3 protein-coding genes are annotated in these 3,458 nt (G+C 62.9%); 2 read left to right on the top strand and 1 reads right to left on the bottom strand.

Features of this window, described 5'->3' with window-relative positions:
• Positions 1–61: 61 nt before the first annotated feature.
• The gene (gene speB / locus EOA86_RS27240; protein WP_128344527.1) at positions 62–1,123 is read right to left on the bottom strand and encodes an agmatinase; all 1,062 of its coding nucleotides are present in this window, start codon (positions 1,121–1,123) and stop codon (positions 62–64) included.
• 235 nt (positions 1,124–1,358) lie between these two features.
• On the opposite strand from speB, the gene gcvA reads away from it, so the two are divergent.
• Positions 1,359–2,333, top strand: a complete 975-nt coding sequence (gcvA, locus tag EOA86_RS27235) for a transcriptional regulator GcvA (RefSeq protein WP_128344525.1) — start codon at positions 1,359–1,361, stop codon at positions 2,331–2,333.
• 239 nt (positions 2,334–2,572) lie between these two features.
• Positions 2,573–3,458 (top strand): nicotinate phosphoribosyltransferase (locus EOA86_RS27230; RefSeq protein ID WP_128344523.1); only part of this gene is annotated, 886 nt, incomplete at its 3' end.

The raw sequence follows: 3,458 nt of genomic DNA, 5'->3' as shown, positions 1-3,458 counted from the left end.
GATCTGTAGGTCAGCGGAGCAACAAACCGGTGTCCGCCGGCGGGATCATGGTCTGAATGCGTCAGGCCCTCTTGCCTGAGATCGCCGGGCTGAAGACCATCAGGCTGAGGATCTCGAACAGCACCTGCGCGCCGGCATGGGCCGTGTTGGTGGTCGCGTCATATTGCGGCGCCACCTCGACGACGTCGCCGCCGACGATGTTGAGGCCCTTCAGGCCGCGCAGCAGTTCAAGCACCTCCCGCGTCGTCAGCCCGCCGACTTCCGGCGTGCCGGTGCCGGGCGCGAATGCCGGGTCGATGCTGTCGATGTCGAAGGAGACATAGGTCGGGCCATCGCCGACGATCTGGCGCGCCTTCGCGATGATGGCGGGCATGCCGAGGCCGGTCACCTCTTCGGCATGCACGACGGTCATGCCGGATTCGTAGGTGAACTCCCACAGATACTCGGCCGAGCCGCGGATGCCGATCTGGATGGTCCGCGACGGATCCAGCACCCCGTCCAGCACCGCGTTGCGGAACGGCCCGCCATGGTGGAACTTGGTCATGTCGAACAAGCCGCTGGTGTCGCAGTGGGCGTCGATATGGATCATGCCGACCGGCGCTTTTTTGCCGACAGCCTTCAGGATCGGATGGCTGATCGAATGATCGCCGCCGACCGATAGCGGGATGACGCCGGCATCGACGATCTGGTTCGTCCGACGCTCGATGTCGTCATGGCTGGTTTCCAGCCGGTAGCGGCTCTGGAATGGCACGTCGCCGATGTCGGCCACCTTCAGCTCGTGTGTCGGCGCGCATTCCAGCACGTGGTTGTAGGGGCCGATGCGCTCGATGGCGCGCAGCGCCCTTGGCCCGAAGCGGGCGCCCGGCCGGTTGGTCACGCCAAGGTCCATCGGCACGCCGATCATCGCCACCTGCAGATCGCCGAAATCAGGATTGTCGGCGGCAATTTCCCGGTAAGGCGCGGCGAGGAAGGTCGGGATGCCGGAATAGGGCGCCAGCCGCGTGCCGCTCTTGGAGAAGATCTTGTCGGCGACGCGCCGGAATTTGGGGTCGAACATCTCGCCGCCATGGCTTTCGCCATATTTGCGGCGCAACGCTTCGAGCTTGCCGCGATCATAACCCATGTCGATCCTCCCATGGCTGGTGCGGAGCGGCCATTAAATGACGGTCGCCGTCCTGCCGGCTGCCTGCGGATTTCACGTCTTGATGCTGTTCGACCCAAAGTGTCTTGCAGCTGCTTTGAAAAATCAATTGATATTGTTAGGGTCTTTGCTGTGAGAAAATCTCACATTATGTTGAGCACGGTCGTATCCGCAGACCGGGTTCCACTTTTCGGGATCGTGCTCCTTTGAGGCTCCGATGGCCAAGCGTCTGCCTCCCCTGAATCCGCTGCGCGCCTTCGAGGCGACGGCGCGCCATGCCTCGCTGACCAAGGCGGCGGCTGAGCTCAACGTCACCCACGGCGCCATCAGTCATCAGATCAAGGCGCTCGAACAGTCGCTTGGCGTCAAGCTGTTCGAGCGCGCCGGTCAGCGGGTGAAGCTGACGCCGCACGGGGCCGAATTGCTGCCGGCGGTGTCGACCGCCTTCGACGGCATCGCCGCCGCCACGCAGCGCATGACAAGGCCGGCAAGCACCGGCGCCCTCTCGGTATCCTGCGTGCCGGCGCTGCTGTTGCTGTGGATGATCCCGCGGCTCGGCAGCTTCACCTCGCAATATCCGGACATCAGGCTGACGCTGATCCCGTCCAATGACGCCAAGGACGTCCGCGCGCCACATATCGACGTCTGCGTGCACTATGGCGACGGCAGCTGGACCGATTGCTGGATGCGCAAATGGTCGGGTCTCGAACTGTTCCCGGTGGTCAGCCCGACGCTGATCAACAACCGTCCGATCCGCACCGTGCGCGATCTCGCCGACCACGTCTTCCTGCATGGCGACGACGGCCGCGAGTGGCACACCTGGCTGGCCGCCGCCGATGCGCTCGATCTGGAGCGCGGCCGCCGGCACCATCTCGGCGACGCGCGCATGGCGAGTGAGGCGGCGGTTCATGGTCACGGCGTGGCGCTTGGCGATACTGTGACGGCAAGCGGGCTGCTCGCCCGGGGACTGCTTGTCGCGCCGTTCAGCCTGTCGGTGCCGGCGGTCGACGATTTCTACGTCGTCTGTCGTAACGAGATGAGGTCGGCACCGATCGTGCAGCTGTTCATCGACTGGCTGTTTGCCGAGAAAGAACAGGCCGACGGCCGCGCCGATGCGCCGGTGGCGGGCCGCATCGGCATCCGCCGGAAGCGCCCGGCGCTGCGAGTGGTCGGCGCCAAGACCGCTTCCTGAGGCCGCGATTGCCGAAGCCGCATGCTTGCCACCGGCTTTTCTTTTTGTCGGGCCAGCCCGCAAAGCGGGAGGCGCTTTCAGAAATTCAATGCTAAGAGGCATTTCGCTAAAGCAATTCCAGGAAAAGTCCGCAGCGGTTTTCCGTTCGGAATTGCGTGCAAACAAATTTAGAGCGGTTCAGCGTTGCCATCCAGAAACTGAACCGGTCTAGGAGCGAGCAGTGAAGGCGGCATCGAGACATGACTAAGACCGATATAGCGCGGCGCGTCTACAACCACACCTGGAAGCTCGACCCGATCGTCCGCAGCCTGCTCGACACCGATTTCTACAAGCTGCTGATGCTGCAGATGATCTGGGGCATGTATCCCAAGATCGACACCACCTTCTCGCTGATCAACCGCACCACTTCGGTTCGCCTTGCCGACGAGATCGACGAGGCGGAACTGCGCGATCAGCTCGACCATGCCCGCACCTTGCGCTTCTCCAAGAAAGAGATGATCTGGCTCGGCGGCAATACTTTCTATGGCCGCAAGCAGATCTTCGAACCGGAATTCCTCGCCTGGCTTGAAAATTTCCAGCTGCCGGAATACGTGCTTTCCAAGCGCGATGGTCAGTACGAGCTCACTTTCAGCGGTCCGTGGATGTACACGACGCTGTGGGAGATCCCGGCGCTGGCAATTATCAATGAACTCCGATCCCGCGCGGCCATGCGGGCGCTCGGTCCGTTCGCGCTCGACGTGCTCTATGCCCGCGCCAAGGCCAAAATGTGGGCTAAGACGGAGCGGCTGAAAGCGCTGCCGGATATCCGCATTTCGGACTTCGGCACGCGCCGCCGCCATTCCTTCCTGTGGCAGCGCTGGTGCGTCGAAGCGCTGAAGGAAGGCATCGGCGAGGCTTTCACCGGCACCTCCAACGTGCTTTTGGCCATGGATAACGACCTCGAGGCGCTCGGCACCAATGCGCATGAATTGCCGATGGTGCTCGCCGCCCTCGCCAATTCCGAAAAGGAGTTGAAGCAGTCGCCCTACAAGGTGCTGCAGGACTGGCAGCGCTACTATGGCGGCAATCTGCTGATCGTGCTGCCCGATGCTTTCGGCACCGCTTCGTTTCTGCGCGATGCGCCGG

Source organism: Mesorhizobium sp. M5C.F.Ca.IN.020.32.2.1 (genome assembly GCF_004023105.1).
In the GTDB taxonomy this organism is placed as follows: Bacteria; Pseudomonadota; Alphaproteobacteria; order Rhizobiales; family Rhizobiaceae; genus Mesorhizobium; species Mesorhizobium wenxiniae.
This window is presented reverse-complemented; position numbering and strand designations above follow the sequence as displayed.

Coding starts and splice junctions, on each gene's coding strand:
- speB (WP_128344527.1), bottom strand. CDS start 1,123: ATGGGTTATGATCGCGGCAAGCTCGAAGCGTTGCGCCGCAAATATGGC.
- gcvA (WP_128344525.1), top strand. CDS start 1,359: ATGGCCAAGCGTCTGCCTCCCCTGAATCCGCTGCGCGCCTTCGAGGCG.